18 protein-coding genes are annotated in these 20657 nt (G+C 33.2%); 8 read left to right on the forward strand and 10 right to left on the reverse strand.

What is annotated here, in order from left to right; genetic code table 11:
• Positions 1-69: 69 nt before the first annotated feature.
• From ABD077_RS08580 to ABD077_RS08590, 3 genes are all read right to left on the reverse strand, one after another.
• Positions 70-495, reverse strand: a complete 426-nt coding sequence (locus tag ABD077_RS08580) for a BLUF domain-containing protein (RefSeq protein WP_343911908.1) — start codon at positions 493-495, stop codon at positions 70-72.
• A 209-nt stretch (positions 496-704) separates the two neighbouring features.
• On the reverse strand, positions 705-1568 hold the full coding sequence (locus ABD077_RS08585) for a sigma-70 family RNA polymerase sigma factor (protein ID WP_027395748.1): 864 nt from the start codon (positions 1566-1568) through the stop codon (positions 705-707).
• 174 nt (positions 1569-1742) lie between these two features.
• On the reverse strand, positions 1743-2711 hold the full coding sequence (locus ABD077_RS08590; RefSeq protein WP_343911909.1) for a hypothetical protein: 969 nt from the start codon (positions 2709-2711) through the stop codon (positions 1743-1745).
• 243 nt (positions 2712-2954) lie between these two features.
• On the opposite strand from ABD077_RS08590, the gene ABD077_RS08595 reads away from it, so the two are divergent.
• From ABD077_RS08595 to ABD077_RS08620, 6 genes are all read left to right on the forward strand, one after another.
• Entirely contained in the window at positions 2955-3719 is a 765-nt protein-coding gene (locus ABD077_RS08595) for an LA_2272 family surface repeat-containing protein (RefSeq protein WP_343911910.1), read from the forward strand.
• A 2-nt stretch (positions 3720-3721) separates the two neighbouring features.
• Positions 3722-4111 (forward strand): hypothetical protein, encoded by a 390-nt coding sequence (locus ABD077_RS08600; protein WP_299602773.1) that lies wholly within the window; start codon positions 3722-3724, stop codon positions 4109-4111.
• 153 nt (positions 4112-4264) lie between these two features.
• Positions 4265-5362, forward strand: a complete 1098-nt coding sequence (locus ABD077_RS08605) for a fatty acid desaturase family protein (protein WP_343911911.1) — start codon at positions 4265-4267, stop codon at positions 5360-5362.
• Entirely contained in the window at positions 5352-6407 is a 1056-nt protein-coding gene (locus ABD077_RS08610) for a fatty acid desaturase family protein (RefSeq protein ID WP_343911912.1), read from the forward strand. Before ABD077_RS08605 ends, ABD077_RS08610 begins: the two co-directional genes overlap by 11 nt.
• A 180-nt stretch (positions 6408-6587) precedes the next feature.
• Positions 6588-7142: a hypothetical protein gene (locus ABD077_RS08615; RefSeq protein WP_343911913.1), complete on the forward strand. Its 555-nt coding sequence runs from the start codon at positions 6588-6590 to the stop codon at positions 7140-7142.
• A gap of 183 nt (positions 7143-7325) precedes the next feature.
• Positions 7326-8045, forward strand: a complete 720-nt coding sequence (locus ABD077_RS08620) for a hypothetical protein (protein WP_343911914.1) — start codon at positions 7326-7328, stop codon at positions 8043-8045.
• A 53-nt stretch (positions 8046-8098) separates the two neighbouring features.
• Here the strand turns inward: ABD077_RS08620 and ABD077_RS08625 are convergent, their stop codons facing one another.
• The 3 genes from ABD077_RS08625 to rpsO form a co-directional block, all read right to left on the reverse strand.
• Positions 8099-10606 (reverse strand): chondroitinase-B domain-containing protein, encoded by a 2508-nt coding sequence (locus tag ABD077_RS08625; protein WP_343911915.1) that lies wholly within the window; start codon positions 10604-10606, stop codon positions 8099-8101.
• A gap of 137 nt (positions 10607-10743) precedes the next feature.
• Positions 10744-12933 (reverse strand): polyribonucleotide nucleotidyltransferase, encoded by a 2190-nt coding sequence (locus tag ABD077_RS08630; RefSeq protein ID WP_343911916.1) that lies wholly within the window; start codon positions 12931-12933, stop codon positions 10744-10746.
• Positions 12934-13177: 244 nt separating this feature from the next.
• Entirely contained in the window at positions 13178-13447 is a 270-nt protein-coding gene (rpsO, locus tag ABD077_RS08635; protein WP_299602757.1) for a 30S ribosomal protein S15, read from the reverse strand.
• 164 nt (positions 13448-13611) lie between these two features.
• Between rpsO and ABD077_RS08640 the strand changes: the two genes are divergently transcribed.
• Positions 13612-14442 (forward strand): hypothetical protein, encoded by an 831-nt coding sequence (locus ABD077_RS08640; RefSeq protein ID WP_343911917.1) that lies wholly within the window; start codon positions 13612-13614, stop codon positions 14440-14442.
• Positions 14443-14508: 66 nt separating this feature from the next.
• Here ABD077_RS08640 and accD read toward each other — a convergent pair whose 3' ends face one another.
• The 3 genes from accD to tamL all read right to left on the reverse strand — a co-directional run bounded on the left by accD (position 14509) and on the right by tamL (position 19160).
• Positions 14509-15375, reverse strand: coding sequence for an acetyl-CoA carboxylase, carboxyltransferase subunit beta (gene accD, locus ABD077_RS08645; RefSeq protein ID WP_343911918.1), 867 nt, complete (start codon positions 15373-15375; stop codon positions 14509-14511).
• Between the two features lie 65 nt (positions 15376-15440).
• Positions 15441-16508 carry a class II fructose-bisphosphate aldolase gene (gene fbaA / locus ABD077_RS08650; RefSeq protein ID WP_343911919.1) on the reverse strand — a complete coding sequence of 356 codons (1068 nt, stop codon included), beginning with the start codon at positions 16506-16508 and terminating at the stop codon, positions 15441-15443.
• 87 nt (positions 16509-16595) lie between these two features.
• On the reverse strand, positions 16596-19160 hold the full coding sequence (gene tamL / locus ABD077_RS08655; RefSeq protein WP_343911920.1) for a translocation and assembly module lipoprotein TamL: 2565 nt from the start codon (positions 19158-19160) through the stop codon (positions 16596-16598).
• Positions 19161-19197: 37 nt separating this feature from the next.
• Between tamL and ABD077_RS08660 the strand changes: the two genes are divergently transcribed.
• Positions 19198-19929 (forward strand): TrmH family RNA methyltransferase, encoded by a 732-nt coding sequence (locus tag ABD077_RS08660; RefSeq protein ID WP_343911921.1) that lies wholly within the window; start codon positions 19198-19200, stop codon positions 19927-19929.
• Positions 19930-19933: 4 nt separating this feature from the next.
• Here ABD077_RS08660 and porT read toward each other — a convergent pair whose 3' ends face one another.
• Entirely contained in the window at positions 19934-20656 is a 723-nt protein-coding gene (gene porT / locus ABD077_RS08665; protein WP_343911922.1) for a type IX secretion/gliding motility protein PorT/SprT, read from the reverse strand.
• Position 20657: the final 1 nt, after the last annotated feature.

Raw genomic sequence — 20657 nt, forward strand, 5'->3', positions numbered from 1 at the left:
AATGGATTTAACAGTTGTTTTTAACAGTCGTTTAGTAAGACATGAATTTTCACTCTACTAAATAATTATCTAGGAAAGTTTCATGAACTTTTTAGTAAGATAGGATACACTTTTATAATTATCTGGATTATAAGACTTTTCTCCTTCTAAGAAATTCTGAAGTTCATTATGACTGTAAGATTCTCCAAAAACCTTAAAATCTGAGTGGTATTTTGAAAAGCAAGGGTTGATAATCTGTCGATCAAAAATTTTAATAACATTATAATGGCGTTCATCCTTTTCTATCTTAGAAAATAGCTCATGTATATAAGTCTTCTCACCTTCTAGAATTTGCATGAAATTACCATCCGAATATAAAAGTATACCGGTAATGCCTAGATCATTGTTTTTTTGTTTAACGAGTTGGAAAAGGTCTTCCATTTCTAAGGTAGTCAATGATGGATCTGCAGTACTTACATAACTAATGGTTTGCCACATAATTTCCTTTATATACATTTAAAGGTACAGTTTTTTTAGAAAATTTGGGAAGTAATAAGATTTAATAATCATAATATTACTGTTAATTGTGGTTCAACAGTAATGTGTAAAAGTACAGATATTGTACAAGAAAAAACCTCCGGTAATCAGCCGGAGGTCATTCATCAATCAAAAAACGAACAGTTATGTTATAAACTGTTTGTAACCGCAATTTAGGAAATTAAAAGTTATCCTAAATAAGTTTTTAATATTTTACTACGAGATGTATGTTTTAATCTACGAATAGCTTTCTCTTTAATCTGTCTTACACGCTCACGAGTTAAGTCAAAAGTTTCACCGATTTCTTCTAAAGTCATAGGATGTTGATCTCCAAGACCGAAGTATAAGCGGATTACATCAGCTTCTCTTGGTGTTAGTGTTTCTAAAGCACGTTCAATTTCTGTACGAAGTGATTCATGCAATAGAGATCTATCAGGATTCGGAGATTCTCCAGAATTTAATACATCATACAAGTTAGAATCTTCACCTTCTACTAAAGGAGCGTCCATACTTACGTGACGACCAGAATTTTTCATTGATTCCTTTACGTCATTGATCGTCATGTCTAATTCTTTAGCGATCTCTTCTGCACTTGGCGGTCTTTCGTGAGATTGCTCTAAGAAAGCATATGTTTTATTTATCTTATTGATCGAACCAATTTTGTTTAATGGTAATCGAACGATACGTGATTGCTCTGCTAATGCTTGTAATATAGATTGACGAATCCACCATACAGCATAAGAAATAAATTTAAATCCTCTAGTTTCATCAAAACGCTTAGCAGCTTTGATTAAACCTAAGTTTCCTTCATTAATCAAATCAGGTAATGTCAATCCTTGGTTTTGATATTGTTTTGCAACAGATACCACAAATCGAAGATTGGCTTTTGTTAATTTTTCAAGGGCTCTTTCATCTCCAGCTTTAATGCGCTGAGCTAATTCTACCTCTTCATCTGCAGTAATAAGATCTACCTTACCTATTTCCTGCAAATACTTATCCAGCGATGCAGTTTCACGATTCGTTACCTGCTTCGTAATTTTAAGTTGTCTCATCTATGTTATCCTTGAAATTTAATATTGTGAATATTTAGGGCTTCTCTTTTATTAATTATACGTAAGGTGTTACGAAAATGTTACAAAAAAGTAAAATTATTTTTTTACAAGCACTATTGCTACCTTAAATATAGTTAATACATTAGTCTTAATATGAGCTAAAAGTTTACGGGCTTATTCGAATTCTAGTACGTTTTTAGCTATAATTAATGAACGTAAGGCTTCAATTTTTTTCTGCATTTTATTAAAAAATAAATTTCTTTCCTTCTCGCCAGCGGTACTTAATAATTTAGAACCCTCCATTTGTATATTAAGAAATTCTTCGGCTTGATCACAAGTGATCACATCGTTGGTCCTATAATAAGAAAGAATGGTAAAAGGGACATAGAGCGATCTTTCGGTAGGTGTTTTTACCAATACACGGTTGTTCATGAGTAACAATTCATTATAGTAGAACTTAAAATTATCTTTTTGTTCAATTATTTTTCTAGAAATTTGATGTAATAACTGTTGCAGGTCATCACAGATTTGTAAAGCATCTTTAGAAGTAAGAGAATCGGATTCGAAATAAAAGTGTATCTGTTTTAATGTACTATTAATAGTAGTGATGTCCCAAATTTCGATAGAGTTAAGATCATTATACATTTTTCCTAATCTTTTAGCAGCCTCAATTAAGGATAGAGAAGGATTAAATCCAGTGAATTTTACATCACCAAGTTCAGAATCCATAATTTTTAACCATACATACATCTTAAATTTAGAAAGTAGATTATCATCAGAAGTATAGAATATTGGTAAATCTTTGGCTGAATAAATCATCTCGACATTCGGATTGTTGATGAGCGGAGATAAAGATTTATAGGAGTTTTCATAGTATGCCAGTAAGCTTTTCATATCCTGAACTGGAGCTGTTTTTTTTACTGCCACAATATGCTCATCTTCACTGGAAAACAACTGATCAATAGATAAGCTGAAGTATTTGGCCAGTGTTACTCCTTCTTCAAGAGATAACTTACTTTTTTTACTAATTCTTCTATGAGCAGCATCATAGCTTATGTCTAAAGCTGTTGCTACTTCATCGATGAGCGAAGTTTTAGAGCAGATTTGTTTTTTAATAAGCTCTAAAAAAATTTCTTGTATCATTCCTTATTTTTTTATGATTGATGATAGTGCGATGGAAAAATAAGATAGAAAAATAATTCAATTTTGTGATTTTCGCAAAAAGTATAAAGTCTTCTTGTGATTTTTAATTTTTTCGCAAATACAAAATTGGGAGATATTAATTTGCGAAAATCACAAAAAAATAAAATCCTTTTCGCGCTTATCACTTTTTGTCTTGTACTTATCACAATAGTTTTGACTTAAGAAATTTTAAAAACAAGAAAAATGAGAATTAGTATTTTGACCTTAATGGTATTGGTAATAAGCAGAATTACTTTCGGACAAGACAATAAGGTAGTAGCACCAATTGGTTTTTTTAATAGTACAAATACGGATGTTTATGGTTTGTCGATTGGTTTGGCACAAAAGAAAGTAGAGCCAGACACGAGCACAACAAAATCAAATGGGTTGAGAATTGAACCTTTCGGTAAAGGTTTTTCGATATTTTTTACTCCCAAAATCGGACTACCTGATAAAGAAAGTGAATTTGAAAATTATTTCAATCGGCAACCTACGGAGATCGTAAATGGAATAAATGTTTCTGGTGGAACTGTATCATTTATGGATATTAATGGGATTTCTGTTTCTGGCGGAGTTCAAGCTTTAAGAAGAATGAATGGGATTTCTATAACAGGATTCGGTAATTATTCTTACAAAGTAAATGGAATTCAATTAGCTGTTTATGGCAGTTCTACTTATGTTTTACGAGGTGTTCTCTTTGGAATGCTTGGTAGTTTTGTTGTGGATGGAAAAGGAATTCAAATATCAGGATTTAATGACTTTAAGACATTTAAGGGATTGCAAATAGGTGCTTGGAACGATATTGACTCCAAAAGTGAAAGTTTTGAAGGGGTTCAAATAGGAATTCTTAATAATACAAAAACACTAAAAGGTATTCAAATTGGGCTTTGGAATAAAAACGAAAGACGCTCTTTGCCTTTTATCAATTGGCAATTTTCTAAAAAGAAAAATAAATCAAAAACATCTTAGTAATGATGAATATCACTAGCAACTTAAGCATCGAAGGGGACTATGGTTTCGAAGCTTTTTACGTACTTACTGGAAACTTGGTTGGTCTTATTCCGGTAAAAGAAAAATTGTACACTCGCATTAAAGTGTTGGATAAAGAGACATTAAAAATTTGTTTAATGAAATCTGAAACACTAAAAGTGTCAAAATATATTAAAGGATCACTAAAAGATGGGATTTTTAGTGTTTCCTCTTCTAATAAGATTACTTCTGTATTATCATTTATTAAACATTGGCGGACACAGAAAATAAATGCGAATTCTAAAAAAGAACAACTATTGGTGTTCTTATCTAAAACAGGAAATGTTCAACTAGGGGTTTTTAAGGATATTACTTCTAGAAAAAAGAAGTAGTATGTTGAATGATCTAAAAAGGAGCACTTAGTTTATACCCTATAAACTCTTCGTATTAATTCTAGTTAATTCACTATATGTTGGAATGTGAGAAGGTATGCCTTCTCATATATCCAAAGGACTGTTGTATGTCTAATTTTTAAAGAAATAATTATGCAAAAAATAAAATTTTCTAAAGATGAAGGTTCTGAATTTTATAAAGAACTTACCGAGAAGATTCGAGAATATTTTGAGTCTAATCGTATAGAGAAATTCGGAAATACTAAGATGATTTTTAAAATCATTCTATATTTTATGATGGTAGTCTTGTTGTATGTTCTGATGATAACGTCATCAAATATAATCGGTTTTTACTTGTTGTATTTAGGTCTGGGAATATCAGTTTTGTTAACAGCATTTAATGTATCTCATGATGCAGCGCATGGAGTGGCAGTAAAAAGTAAATTCTGGAATAAAATTTTGTTTCAGTTAAGCTTTAATTTACAAGGCAATAATGCATATGTATGGGGCAAAAATCATAATGAATCCCATCATTTGTATACTAATATTGAAGGAAGTGATATCGATGTGTTAAACAATCCTCTTGTTAGGATGACAACAAGTCAAAAGGTACGTTGGTATCATAGATTTCAATATTTATATGTGCCATTTTTATATTTGTTTTATTCTCTTAATTGGTTTTTGTTTAGAGAGTTTTTAATGATATTTAATCGCTCGAGTAGGACAATTAAGGTTGCAATTCCGGTATGGGAAATCGTAAAGCTTTTGTTCTTTAAAGTATTTTATGTGGGTTACATGATTGTTATTCCTGGCTTGTTATTGCCATTTGGTTGGGAGCATATTGTAGTAGCTTTTATGCTCAATCACTTTCTAATTTCTATCATATTTACTGCGGTTTTAGGAGTATCTCATTTATCGGATTTTGTAGCACATCCCGAAGCTGATAAAGAAGGTAATTTGTCGATGAGTTGGCCAAAGTTGCAGATGTGTACTTCGGTTGATTATAATGTGGATAGTAATTTTTTAAACTGGGTTTTAGGAGGATTTAATGCACATGCTTTACATCATTTATTACCAAATATATGTCATGTACATTATATAAAATTGGCTCCGATATTTAGAGAATTAGCAAATAAACATGGTATTACGTACATGGAGATGCCATATCGCGATGCCCTAAAATCACATTTTAGGTTTCTAAAGAAAATGGGAACACAGGAATCACCAAAACCTTTGCAATATGAAATCTAAGCATTTATATATTAAAGATCATGTAGAGCTTTTTGGTGCTATTCAGGAAGAGATCTATAAAAAAATTAATTTCTGTAATCGAAGATTTCAGAAAAAGATGTTCTTAAAGGGATTCATTTATTTTTCCTTTACACTAATTTCATATAGTTTTATTTATCAAATATCACAACCGCAATTGTTGGTATTGGCTTATGTTGTTTTTGGGTTAGTTTCTATGTTATTCGCATTTAACTTTGCGCACGATTTTTCGCATAACACAATTTTTAAGAAAAAGGAGTTAAATCATAAATGTTTCATTGCTCTTTATACGATGGTAGGAGCTCATGCAGAAGCATGGAAAGATAGGCATGTAACATCCCATCATCATGCTCCTAATGTTGAAGGTTATGATACAGATTTAGAAATTACGAACTTAATAAGAGTAGTTCCTGATTCGAAGATGAAATGGTTTCACCGTTTCCAATATTTGTATGCTCCTTTTTTGTATACAACGTATTCATTGTTTTGGGTGTTTATTAAAGATTTTAAGGTGTTTTTTAGCGACTTTGGTAATCACAAAAAGCATTCTTTAGCATACAAGTTTTCTTTCTGGTGTCAAAAAATAGTTTATCTAAGCTATTTGGTGTTATTGCCTATGATATTTATTGACCTAAAATGGTATTGGGTAATTGTAGCATTTATAAGTATGCATATGGTACAATCGTTATTTTTATTGTTTACCTTTTTTATGACACATCACATAAAGGGTCTGGCATATCCAGAAAAAGATACTTCTGGAAAGATAAAAACATCATGGTTCATGAATCAGGTGCAAAGTTCAAATGATTTTTATCCTTTTAGTAGGTTTGCAAATTTTATTTTTGGAGGGTTTAACAATCATATAGCACATCATCTATTTCCACACATTCATCATGTTTATTATCCGGAACTTAATAAGATTCTATATAAGGTTTTAAAGAATCATCATATCATTCCGAATCAGACTTCTTATTTAGGTGGAGTAGTAGCTCATTTATCACATCTAAAAAGATTAGGGATGGAATAATAAATTTTTGCAAACAATAAAATAAGATTGAAGCACCTTCATTTTTTTGAAGGTGTTTTTTTATGAACATACCCGAATTGTGATTATCACAAGTATAAAATTTTATACTCGTGATTTTGACAATTGTAGTTCTTAGATAGAAAGTATGTTTGATTCACTAAACAAGTTAAATATTTTATTATGGAAAGATTGATGAAAGTGGCTATTGTGTTACTAATTTCAAAGATGTCCTTTGGACAGGAAAATGATGCGTCTGATAAGGGGAAATTTAGATTCAGATCTATCGAGGCTGGTTTTGGTTTTTATGAATCAACTTACAAAGAAAGAATCAATTCTTCTGGCCATAGTGGAATTGATTTAAGTGTAAGAACATCCTTTTCATTAAAAAGGAATATTTTTTCCTTGGATTTAAAATTAGGAGAAGAAGTGAGCTTTTTTGGAGGTGGAGATAGTTTTTATACGGTTAATATTTTGTATGGAAGACAATGGGATTTAGCAGCTTGGTTTGCAATAGAAACTCATTCGGGATTAGGAGTATTTGCTAATAGTAGATATGATGTTAGTGGTGATTTTGGAAGGGATACTAAAACAGAGGAAAGTCTAGGAGTTCCTATTGATCTAAAATTTATGTTGTATCCCAAAGGGTTTACTATCGGACTTAATCCGGGAGTTAATTTTAATTCTATTGGTAATACTTTTTACGGGAATCTCATTTTTCAATATAATTTCAACTAATCCATAGTATTCTATGATAGATAATCCTTATAGACTAGTTCTAAAAAGTCTGTTGCTGTTTTTTAGCACTGATCACTTTGCTCTTGTGATTATCGCAAAACCAAAATTTCATACTCGTGATTTTGACAACTAAGACTGTGGAATTGCTATTATGTTTACATCACTAAACAATAAATTTTTAATATGATGAAAAAGTTGGTCAGTGTTACAATTCTATTCTTATGTGTTTCAAAATATAGTTATAGTCAGAATTTAGATAACGATCAAAAACAAAGAAGAGAGAAGAAACCAATTGCCTTTACCAATGGTTTTAGCTCTATTGCCAGTGATGAAAGTAATGAGCTGGATATTTACGGAGGTATTATGTTTGAACGAAAAAACGGATGGGGATATGGATTTGATTTTACAAGATCTGCCTACACCGCAGAAAGTACAAAAGGTATCCCTCCAATAGATGAGATAGAAAACTTTGAAGGAACAGAATTACCTGAAGGAATTGAAAAAAGATTTCCTTATAGCGGTGAGAGGGATAATAGGTTGTATGCTTTGTCTCCTAATTTATTTAAGTCTTTTGTTCTTAACAAGAAAAGCTCTTTTAAGATATTTGCCATGCTAGGTCCTTCTATTATCTATAGCGAAGACTATGAGTATGCTGTTGAATATTCTCCAGGATCTACTTGTGGTTTTGGAGGTTTTTGTTTTCCCGGTTCATCGGGACCATCTTTGGATTATAGGAGAGTACAAGAAAGTAAGAAAATCATTCTTGGGGGATTTTCTAAGATATCTTTGCGATATACATTTAATAGTGTAGTAGGTCTCGAACTTTCTACTTATGGTAATCTCAATGGGGTTAAAAGTGTATATGGCTTTCAGTTTGGTGTTGTCTTAGGAAGACTTTTCTAATAGAAAAAACAAACCATCTTTAATACCTATTAAAGATGGTTTGTTTTTTGTTGTTATTGTATCACAAAACGACCGTAGGCTCCTTGTATTTTAGCAATATAAGTTCCACTACTTAAGTTATTAGTGTTAATCGTACCATTGGTACTATTAAACTCTTCTTTTAGGATTGTTCTACCTCTAAGATCAAAGACTTGTACTAAACCGATCGCTGTCTTAGAAATGATTTGGATCGGTTGGTTTTGTGAAGGAACAGGGTATAATAAAATACCCTTACTAGCCAGAGTGGTTTCATCTACTCCTAAGGTAGCATCACATTCTAGGTCACCATAGATATTAACTTCTACAATACTTGCAAAACCAGATCCTGTATTGGTACCATTGGAAGTAAACTTGATATATCTTCCTGTTACATTGTTAAGAGCAAATAACTGCTCTGTATTTTCAGCACCACTTTCGATGGTACTATCTTGTCCTGTTAATACATTGGTAAAAGGACCATTTTGATCATCGGCAACAGCAATATCGAAATTAATCGTTCTTTCATCAGCTTTTAAAACATGAATTCCTATTTGACTAAGTGTTCTTATACAAGATACATCAAATGTTATCGAAACTTCAGGTTCGGTATTTGCATCTCCTGACCAGTACTCTGATGCGGTTACATTATCATCCCAAGCAAATTGAGGTCCAACATTAGGTTTTCCTTGTTCAGTTCCAACAGCAGTAGCATCTACTATGGTGATTTCTTCTGAAAAAAGATTAGACTGTATAATATTTACCGTAGTGGTTAAATCACTTCCTCCAGGAGTCTCATTAATGGTTAAGGTTGCGGTACGCTGTGCAGCAGTATTATTCTCTGTATAGTCAACTGTAATTATCGCAGAGTTGCTTCCCGAAACATTATCAACTGTTATCCAAGCGGAGTTTTCGGTGATGGTCCAGTTAACATTAGCATTGATTTCAAACGAAATGTTTCCACCACTTCGATTTGCATTCAATGTTGTTGGAGTAGCTGTTAGTCTTGGAGTATCCATTCCAGTTCCACCAAAACCAATACTCACGCCTACATCGGCAGTTGTGTATGGAATACGAGATCCACCTGAATTGAATTCTTCTGCACCTGCATCAAGACTTCCAGAACGAGTACCTCCTAAGATGTCCGTAGTAACAAAAGGGTAGTTACCAACTGCTGCGTCGATCGCAGGACTGTTAGAACCTAATTCATAATAAAGAGGGCCATTTTCTAAAAGTCCAGATGTTACTACTTGGTTACTATTAGTGCCTGTTGAAAGATCCCAGGAACCATTTTGTGTTATATTTCCTTGATATACGGATGTTCCTGTTGGGGCTGTTTGCTCGTCAACTGCACTTTCAGCAGTGTTAATCATGATATTATTTGCAATAATTAAGTTTTCTGGTGCTAAACTCAAGTTACCTCCAACATTGGTTCCGATTCTAAAACCATAATCACAGTTTACAAAAGTATTATTTACTATAGTAGCATCAATAACCTGATAATATCCATTAAGGGCTGTATTAGGTCTTCCATTACTAACATTAATAGCTCCAGCTGTACTAGTGTTGCTACCATCTGGTTTTTCAGAATTTACTCCGTCAATATAGTTGTTATATACTCTATGTCCTTCCCCAATTACACGAATACCGCCTGAAAAAAGATTGTTTTGCGCAAAAAAGAAGTTGTTGTATACTTCACAGTTATCACCATGGCGTAATGTTAACGTTCCTTGATAGTCTCTAAAAGTATTATTGTAATATTTGTTTTCACCACTTTTGTTTGAAATAATTTCTACTTCTCCAGACCAGTTGTAAAATAGATTGTCATAAACTTCGGTATTAGAAGGATGTAAAGAGGTGCTACTATTTCCTATTCTAATAGCATCTTGATCATTATCCTGATTAACCTCTCTAATTGGGGTGCGGTCAGCAAAATAATTATGATGAATTTTTGTAAAATCAGGCTCTGCAAATTCAGTAGAAGTAGCATTTCTATTGTCGTTGATTATACTACCAATACCATGTTTTCCGATAAATGAACTGAAGCTAATTTCGTTATATTGTCCATACACTACAATCCATTTGAAAGTTAAGGTTTCTTGTGATGTAGTTCCATTATAACTATCTACTTTTATATTTGTAACTGTACAATGATCACATTCATTGTTACTGCTATCTCTAAACTCAATTATAGGTTCTATTGTACTTCCGCTAGTGCTTAAGTTTGATGGATTTTGAAAAACTACTCCTTCAAAAACAACGTAGGAGCCACCCATACTTACTCTAGAATTACCTTCGAAAAAAACTGAACCTGGAGTTTGTGCTTTGATAGTAACTGGATTTGTTTCCGTGCCATTCTTATTGATATTTATGACCACATTGGACCAAGTCCCATTAGCTAGTGTAATGGTAGATCCTGCGGATGCATTAGTGATAGCGCTTTGTAATTCAGAATTGTTAGAAACTGTTTGTGCAAATATTGGGGTATTTGCAAAAGTCAGCAATACACAAATGACGATTGTGCTTGTTAAGATTTTAATGTTCATGATTTAGGGTCTTCAATTAAATTGGTCAACCAATTTGGTCAACCAGACAAATATACTATTCATTTTTGTAAAACCAAAAAACGCTTTCAAAAATAATGAAAGCGTTTATTATTAGGTGTTTAGAGAAATGTTATAGTCTACTTCTCTTTTTTGTCATTGTTTCTAGGTTTTCTATCACCTCTTGGTTTATCACCATCTTTTCTTGGAGGTCTAGGTAATAAAGCTTTTCTGGAAACTTTTTCTTTTCGAGTTCTAGAATCAATACCAAAGTATTTTACATCCATTACATCACCCATATTTACCACGTCACTTACATTTTCAGTACGTTCCCAAGCTAATTCAGAAACGTGGAGTAGTACTTCATTTCCTGGAGCTTCCATATATTCTACAACGGCTCCGAAGTCAAGCATTTTTACAACTTTCACTTCATAGACACTTCCTACTTCTGGTTTGAAGGTAATAGCATTTATTTTTGCTAGAACTTTTTCAATTCCTTCTTGATCTGTACCAAGGATTTCTACAATACCTTCTTCAGTAACAGGATCTTCATTAATTACAATAGTTGTATTTGTTTCCTTCTGAAGTTCTTGAATAACCTTACCTCCAGGTCCGATAAGAGCACCAATATATTCTCCAGGAATGGTTCTGGTAACCATTTTTGGAGCGTGTCCTTTTACATCTGCATTTGGAGTAGAAATTGTATCGGTTATTTTTTCGAGAATGTGTAAACGTCCATCACGAGCTTGTTTTAATGCATTTACTAAAATCTCATAGCTTAATCCTTTAATTTTAATATCCATCTGGCAAGCAGTGATACCATCTGCAGTACCAGTAACTTTAAAATCCATGTCTCCTAAGTGATCTTCATCACCTAGAATATCTGATAATACTGCATAATTACCTGTGTCTGGATCGGAAATTAATCCCATCGCAATACCTGAAACTGGCTTTTTTAGTTGAACTCCAGCATCCATTAGTGCCATGGTTCCAGAACATACTGTTGCCATAGAAGAAGATCCGTTAGATTCTAGAATTTCAGAAACTACACGAACTGTATATGGACAGTCATCAGGAATCATTCCTTTAAGCGCACGTTGCGCTAAATTACCATGTCCGACCTCTCTTCTTGAAGTTCCCCGAATTGGTCTTGCTTCTCCTGTAGAGAAAGGAGGGAAGTTGTAATGTAGATAAAATGTTTCTTCTCCTTCGTAAGAAGGCATATCTATCTGATTAGCTTCTCTAGAAGTTCCTAAAGTTACAGTTGCTAAAGCCTGTGTTTCACCCCTTGTAAATATAGAAGATCCGTGTGTAGATGGTAGATAGTCTACTTCACACCAAATTGGTCTAATTTCGGTTGTCTTTCTTCCATCAAGTCGTAATCCTTCGTTTAGTGTCAAATCACGAACTGCTGCTTTTTCGGCTTTTCCGTAATATTTAGAAACTAAGTCTCCTATGTCTTCTAATTCTTCTTCGGAAAAAGTAGCTAATATTTCTTCTTTGATTTCTGCAAATGCAGCACCTCTTTCTTTCTTAGAAGAACCTTGTTTTGCTACAGCATATACTTTATCATATGCCATATCATGAATTTTCTGAGCTAGATCTTCATCATTTCTTTCTGGCTCGTATTCTCTAACTTCCTTCTTTCCGAATGCCTCTGCTAATTTTCTTTGAGCAATACATTGCGCCTTAATAGCTTCATGTGCAAACTTGATAGCTTCAGTCATTTCCTCTTCGGAAATTTCATCCATTTCTCCTTCAACCATCATAACAGAATCTTCGGATGCTCCGATGACCATATCAATATCAGATTCGTCTAATTGAGCTCTTGTAGGATTTACAATAAACTCTCCATTAATTCTTCCTACTCTTACTTCAGAAATTGGGCATTCAAATGGAAAATCAGATAATTGTATAGCTGCAGACGCTGCCAATGCCGCCATTGCATCTGGCATAACATTCTCGTCATGAGACATTAACTGTATCATTACCTGAGTTTCAGAGTGATAATCCTTAGGGAATAGTGGACGTAGTACACGGTCTACTAATCTCATTGTTAATACCTCTCCATCACTTGGTCTCGCTTCTCTCTTGAAGAATCCACCAGGATATCTACCTGCAGCTGCAAATTTTTCTCTATAGTCTACAGTTAATGGAAGAAAATCTACATCTGCAGCTTTATAGTTAGAAACTACAGTACACAATAGCATACACTTTCCTGATTGTACAACAACAGAACCATGTGCCTGTTTTGCTAATTTTCCAGTCTCTAGACTAATTTCTCTTCCATCACCTAGGTCAATGACCTCTCTATACACTTTTGGAATCATATTCTTTTTTTGATTCTAATCTCGATATATAATACTCTTGCATTTGTTATATCAAGATTTCATTAAACATTGGTTTCCGTCTTACTCGGACGGACAAGGTTGTGTTGTTGTAGTTGTTGTGCGACCAATGAAAAACTAAGGCATTCATTTTAATCTTCTCTGGATCAAAATGTTTTATTAAATTTTATCAAAAAGAAAATAAGAGTATAATTAAAAAGAGAGGCATACAGCCTCTCTTTTTTGATTATTTTCTTAATCCTAATTCTTTTACGATTGCACGATATCTCATGATATCTTTCTTTTTAAGATAGTCTAAAAGATCTCTACGCTTACCTACTAATTTTACTAGTGAACGCTCAGTGTTAAAATCTTTACGATTCTTTTTTAAATGTTCAGTTAAGTGTGAAATTCTGTGTGTAAACAATGCAATCTGTCCTTCAGCAGAACCCGTATCGTTTTTACCTTTACCGTGTTTTGCGAAGATTTCTTCTTTAATTTCTTTTGTTAAATACATTCCAATATTATTTAAATGATTTTTATGTATAAATAGCATTCTGCTATTAGCGTGCAAATATAATACTTTTTCGACAAGAAACTCTTTTTATGAAAAAAAACGTCCTTAATTAAACCTTTTTTAAATAGGTAAGTCCTAGAGAAGTAACATTAAAAATTAAGATAATGAAGAACAACATTTTAAAATTTGGATTTATTGCATTCTTTTCTGTGGTTTTAGTGGGGTGTAATAGCGAAGAAGTAGCAGATCAATTATCATTTGATGCTATAGATACTACGGAAGCTTCCTTAACAGCGAGTATTGATGACGGTTCTGAGGTAATAAGTGATCTTACATTGCAAGGTTTCGAGGATGAAGAGAACTTAGGAAAAAGAAGTAATAATCGTTTTTTGCCTGATTGTGCTACAATAACTGTGGTTTTAACTGATACTTCTAAGGAGGTAACAATTGATTTTGGAACAGAAGGTTGTGAGGTGAGAAGTGGGCATATTGTAAAAGGAAAGATACTGATGTCTTATCAGCTTGATGTAGATGCTATGTCATTGGTTATTAATTATGGTCTAGAAGATTTCTTTATAGACGATATGCAATTTGAAGGTTCTAGAACAATTACAAGATTAAAATCAAACACTAATGGGAATCCACAGTATTCAATGGGTTTAGATCTTACAGTAACTTTTGCTGATGGTACACAAGCATCAAGAACAGGTAGTAAGACTAGAGAATGGATAGAAGGTGCCTTTAATGGTAATTGGGGTGATAATGTGTTTTTAGTTACGGGATCTTGGCAAACAAATCTTGCAAATGGTAATATGCATAGTACAACGATCACTACGCCTATAAGAAGAGAAGCTAGTTGTAGATTTTTAGTTAGTGGGGTAGTAGAGTTGGTGAGAACTAATTACAGTGGTACTTTAGATTATGGAGATGGTTCTTGCGATAATAAAGCAGTGTTTACAAATTCAGATGGAGAACAAAGAGAAATTGTGTTGTAATTATTTGGTTTTAACAAAGAAAAAGCGTCCTTATTTCAAGGACGCTTTTTTGTTTGTCTAAAAATCTTATCTCCAATTAGAAGACAAAGGTCTGTTTAGGATAAGATCAAGATATAGGTTTATTTTTTCTTTTAGATTTTGTCTAGGACTTATAAAGTCTAAGAACCCATGTTCTTTAAGGAATTCTGCCGTTTGGAAACCTTCAGGAAGTTCTTTTCCTGTGGTATCGCGAACAACTCTTGGACCAGCAAATCCTATCAAAGCTCCGGGTTCTGCAATATTAATGTCTCCGAGCATTGCAAAAGAGGCAGTCGTTCCTCCTGTAGTAGGATCTGTACATAAAGAAATGTAAGGAATTCCTGCATCTGCCAGTTGAGCAAGTTTAGCAGAAGTTTTTGCTAACTGCATAAGTGATAATGCTGCTTCCATCATTCGAGCACCTCCAGATTTAGAGATGATCATAAATGGTATGTTATGTTTTAAAGAATGATCTGCAGCTCTTGCTATTTTTTCTCCAACAACACTTCCCATAGATCCACCGATGAATGAAAAATCCATACAAGCAATTACAATGTCATTACCATTTGATTTTCCTACTGCAGTTCTAACAGCGTCTTTTAAGTTTGTTTTCTCTTGAGCATCTTTTAGACGTTCAGTATACTTCTTTTTGTCTTCGAATTTAAGAGGGTCCTTAGAGGAAAGGTTTTTGTCTAATTCTTTAAATTTATTATCATCAAAAAGAATTTCGAAATATTCTTTACTACCGATTCTTACGTGATATCCGTCTTCGGGACTTACATAAAAGTTCTTTTCTAGTTGTTCTGCATCAACTATTTTCCCAGTTGGAGATTTATACCAAAGTCCTTTTGGAACGTCTTTTTTGTCCTCAGTAGCGGTTTGTATACCTTTTTGAGTTCTCTTAAACCAAGCCATAAATTATTTGTATTAAAAAAGCTGAAACTCTTTTTATTCAGAGTTTCAGCTTGGTTGTCTATTAGTTATAATGTATTTACATTATTTAAATCCTCGAACGCCTTTTTAAGACGGGTTTTAAAGGTAACTTCACCTTCTCTTAACCATTTTCTAGGGTCGTAATATTTCTTATTAGGTTCATCGGCCCCTTCTGGATTTCCAATTTGCGTTTTAAGATAATCAATCTTACCAGTCATGTAATCTCTAATCCCTTCATTAAAAGCAAACTGTAAATCTGTATCAATATTCATTTTAATTACTCCGTATCCAATCGCTTCCCTAATTTCATCTAGAGTAGAACCGCTTCCTCCGTGGAACACGAAGTCAATGTGGTTATGTTCTACACCATATTTTTCAGAAATAAACTCCTGAGAGTTTTTCAGAATTTTTGGAGTTAATTTTACATTCCCTGGTTTATACACACCATGAACATTACCAAAAGCAGCTGCTACAGTAAATTTATCACTTACTTTGCTTAACTCTTCATAAGCATAAGCAACTTCTTCAGGTTGCGTATATAATTTAGAATCATCTACATCACTATTGTCCACACCATCTTCTTCACCTCCGGTAATACCTAATTCTATTTCTAGAGTCATACCCATTTTGCTCATACGAGCAAGATATTCTTTACAGATTTCGATGTTTTCTTCAATAGGCTCCTCTGATAAATCAATCATATGAGAGCTATACAAAGGTTTTCCTGTTTCCTTGTAAAAAGCTTCTCCTGCTTCTAACAATCCGTCTATCCAAGGAAGTAATTTTTTTGCACAGTGGTCAGTATGCAAAATTACAGGTACCCCATAAGCTTCAGCCATTAGGTGTACATGTCGAGCTCCTGCAGTAGCACCTGCAATTGCAGCTTTCTGGTCTTCATTAGAAAGTCCTTTTCCTGCATTAAATTGAGCTCCTCCATTAGAGAATTGAATAATTACCGGTGAGTTTAATTCTGCTGCAGTTTCTAATACAGCATTGATAGAATTGGATCCAATTACATTTACCGCTGGTAAGGCGTAAGCATTTTCTTTTGCATGATTAAAGATAGCCTGTACTTCGTCTCCTGTTGCAACTCCTGGTTTGATGTTGTGACTCATAATTTACTTTTAGTTAATAAGCCTACAAAAATAATAAAATAATACGGAATGAATTTTAATTTTAAAGACGAAAAGTGTGATTGTTTTTTAGAAAGGATAATTAATCCCCACATTGTAAACACCTTCAGAAAAATTATAACCTTTAAACCATCTTTGATCTTCTAAGCGAGCAGGGTTGAATGTTTTAAAACCAAGATCTAATCTAACTACAAAAAAATCAAAATCATAACGTAATCCTAAACCACTTCCAACAGCTATTTCCTGAATATCATCTAATCTTGAAAAAACGGCATCTTCTTCCTCCACACTATCTAAAACGTTCCAAATATTACCGGCATCTACAAAGAAAGCTCCATTAAGTGAGCCTAAAATATTGTATCTAAACTCTGCGTTTAGTGCAATTTTCATATTGGCTTCGTTAAATTCATTCCTACCGCCACTACTTCCAGGTCCTAAATCGTAGGGAAGCCAAGCACGGTTGTCATTTGGACCGCCACCAAAGAAACTTCGAGCAAAAGGAATACTATTAGCATTTCCATAAGGTAGTGCGATCCCACCAAAGGCTCTAAAGGCTAAAACACTTTTTCCACCGAGATCCCAATGTTTTATATAATCCAATTCTGTTTTTACATATTGTGAGAATTCTACTCCAAAGATCTCGAAACGATCGTTAGAGTTTTTGTTTAATCCTGTTAGGTTAGAAACTGTATTTAAAACGTTTCCAGCTAATTCTATTTTTGCTCTGAAAATAGAAAAATCCTCATCATAAAGATTTTCTCTATTATTTTTTAAATAGGTATAGCTAGAAGCAAAAATAAGGTTGTCTTCTGTAAGTCGTTCTTTTCGCTCGTTGATATTTCTGATTTCTTGTAATTGTTCTGAAGTAAGATCAGGATCAGGAGTTTCGCTGAGCGATTCTATTATAAAGCTATTGGCACCAGATGGAATTGATAATCTAGTCTCATTCTCGTTTTCAGGATCAAAAAATGGTGAATTTGAATCTAATACATCATTAGCAATATTATTTAATCTGCTGAAAGAGTTGGAGTATACGTTGAAATAGTTTCCTGTATTTAGATTTCTAACGTATTGAATATCAACTAAATCAATCTGATTTGTAAGTTTTGTATTGGGTTTCCATTCATAGTTGAATATTCCGGAAGCATTTTGTTTGTCTAAGCCAATGTTTTGTTGGGTGTTGATACCGAAAATAAGATTGGTAGTCGGAGACATGTATTTAGGGATGATTCTCCTCGTTTGAAGTGGGAAAATAATTTTCGGAAATGATAATTTAAGATCGACCCCAATTTCGGAAATGTCAAAAAATTGCCCATTTGGATCTACGGGATCTTTAGAGGATCCAACACTACCTCTTCCTGAGATTTCAAAAATTTCAGCTCCACCAAAAACATTTCGTATTAAGAATGAACCACTAAAACCAATTCCGAATACCTGAATATTAGACGTGGATACGTCGAATTCTACATTAGTACTGTATTTTTTTCTGGGTGTTAATAATACATTGGCAATAAGGTCGGTTCCTTTTGGATCATCTGGATCTACAATGTATCGGATGTTTGGATATTTAAAAGTTTTTAAATTATTAATCTGATTATATGTAAGGGTTCGGTCTTTATCTCTAAAAATTTCTCCTGGTGTTATCAGTATAGAGTTGGCAATAGCTTTGCGAGTATATCTCAACTTGTCATAACTATAAATGTTATATCCATTGTATGAGGCACTGTCTTTTGGAGTTTCATTTCTGTTTTGATAGGAGTAATCCGTAAATACATTTACTTTGCTAATCTTATGTACCTGAAAAGGTACTCTTTTTGTTTCTTCATCTTCCGTAACTTGTCTGTCCTTAATAAGTAGATTTAGGTGTATTTTTTGATCTGTATTTACAGTATCGGCGTCAAATTTTATGTATTCTTTTTCGAAATGATATAGCCCAGAATTTCTGTATAAGCTGGTTAAGCGTTCTCTTTCGGATTCGATATCTAAGGTTCTATATTGTTTTCCAACAACGATTGCAGATTTGTCTTGATTTAGTTTGTAAATAGAATCAGCTACTTTAGAGTCGATTTTAGTATTTAATGTGTCTATAAAGTAAGGTTTGTGAGGTCTTACATAATAAGAAGCGGATGCTCTTTGATCTTCTTTATAATCGATGCTGTAGTCTGTTTTTACATTAAACCAACCATTATTCCAGTAATAGGACTGCAATCTTTTAACAGATCTTTTTGCTTTTGCACTATCAACTACAACTGGAGCTTCTCCAGCTTTTTTTAACCAATTATTAATTCCAGAATAGGCTACACCTAATCGATTAACCTGTTTTTTAGATAAAAAATTAACTAATTTTTGTTCTCTTTTAGGATTCTTATATAGCCAGTTTTGATAAGAGGAATCAGGATTTACCTTTGCCATATTATAGAGGTGAAGTCTAAAAGGAGTCCATGCAAGTTTTGAATTCGGTTTTTGGTATAGCTGATTGTAAAGTTTAGTATCATTACTTTTAATACTATCTACAAAAATTTCATTTTTAACCAATAAAGAATCTTCTTCAGATACTCTTTTAATTGCGTTACAGGAAATTAAAAAAATTGTAGATACTACAACAAATACTATTTTTGTGAACAGGTGTTTCAATCTAGATTCATTATTGTGTCAAAAATACATTATTTGTATGGTTAGCAAAAACCAAAAGAAATTAATAAATAGTTTACATCAAAAAAAGTACCGAAAACAACATGGATTGTTTGTTGCAGAAGGTAAAAAAGTGATTCAGGAGTTTTTAGATGCTGATTTAGAGCTTCATTCTCTTTTTTCCATGGATGAGTCTTTTTTTAATACACCCAAAGAAAAAACGTTTATTGTAAGTGAGGCTGAGTTAAAAGGAATTACTTTTCTTAAGACACCACAGTTTGCTTTAGCGCTTTTTTATATCCCTAATGCTAAGTTGATTGATACCAATAATTTGATTGTAGCTTTGGATGATGTTCGTGATCCCGGTAACCTTGGAACCATTATCCGTTTATGCGATTGGTTTGGGATCACTAATTTGGTATGTTCTGATCAAACTGTAGATTGTTATAATCCAAAGGTTATTCAGGCTACTATGGGGTCTATCACACGTGTTAATATAACGTATACTAACCTTTTTGACTTTTTGAGTTTGCATAAAGATACAGTATCAGTGTATGGAACGTTTATGGATGGTGAGGTTATTTACAAAGAATCGTTGTCTAAAAAAGGAATTATTGTAATGGGCAATGAAGCTAATGGTATTTCTGGTGAGATAGCATCACTGGTTTCAAAAAGAATAGCGATACCAAGATTTGGTGAAACCCAAATAACCGAAAGCTTGAATGTGGCCACCGCTACTGCAATAATTCTTAATGAATTTAAACGTTCTTAATTTTTTATTGAAATGTAAAGTTGATAAAAACTCCTCTGGAAGACATTTTATCAATAGCCGATGTATAAGGACTATTAGGATCAGTATCAGCTACTAATTCATCTGTCATAGCAAACACACCGCGTATCGAAGGTGTGAATTTGAAATAAAACAAGTAAAAGTCAACCCCAAATCCAAGTTCAAAATAATTGGTGTTTGTTTTTGTTCTAAACTGTCCTACACTATTGTCATCTGGATTACTCTCATTACTGGATAAATTTATAGAAGTAGATACTCCACCAACAATAAATGGTTTAAAATTATTAAGTCTCTTGGTGGAAACTTTTAATAGTAATGGTATATGAACATAGGTAGAAGTTACTTCTCTGAATCTTTGATTTTCATCGAAAAAAGGCCCCGTAAAAGTTAGGTCTCTCCTTACAAATGATACTTGGGGCTCTAATCTAAGATCTAGGTAGTCGTTGATTCTTAAATTCCCTAATAGACCTACATTAAAACCAATGGATTTAGCCACTTCTACATCATTGTCCAGTATTGGATCTTCACCTTCTGGAGTAGCTTTATAGTCAAAATTAAAGTCATAGGTGTTAAATCCAAGAATATATCCCCAACTTAATCTTGGCTTATCATAGTTTTGTAAATTTCTAACACGTTCTTTAGAAAATAACTGTGCACTCATATCTTGAGTACAAACGATCACAGCTATGGCAATAAAAATTCTTTTCATA

Source organism: Aquimarina litoralis (assembly GCF_039523995.1).
Classification (GTDB): Bacteria; Bacteroidota; Bacteroidia; order Flavobacteriales; family Flavobacteriaceae; genus Aquimarina; species Aquimarina litoralis.